This is a genomic window from Stenotrophomonas sp. SrG (assembly GCF_050031795.1).
Taxonomy (GTDB): domain Bacteria; phylum Pseudomonadota; class Gammaproteobacteria; order Xanthomonadales; family Xanthomonadaceae; genus Stenotrophomonas; species Stenotrophomonas rhizophila_A.
In genome coordinates, this window is record NZ_JBNBBE010000321.1 from 1 (window position 1) to 266 (window position 266).

Below are 266 nucleotides of genomic sequence, written 5' to 3' on the forward strand. Positions count from 1 at the left end.
CAGGACGCATCGGCCAACGTCCCCGTGTTGCCCGCGTTCTGGCAGACCGGTGGGGTCACCGGCGCTGTGGCGTTGGTCGCGGCCGCGCTGGTCTGGCGGATCGTGCGCTGGCGCGTGGCCGTGGCGCGCCTGCGCGTGCAGCGCGTGTTCCGGGCGCGGGGGGGCGAGCTCGAGCGCAGCGCGCGCGACCTGCACGACACACTGCTGCAGTCGGTGCAGGCGCTGATGATGCGGGTGGAATCCTCTCGCAGGCGGATGCTGCTGGT

The 266-nt window shown here is 73.3% G+C and carries 1 protein-coding gene; it reads left to right on the top strand.

What is annotated here, in order from left to right:
- A partial coding sequence (locus tag ACQG3P_RS19975) for a hypothetical protein (RefSeq protein WP_426806015.1) occupies nucleotides 1–266 on the top strand: 266 nt, incomplete at both ends.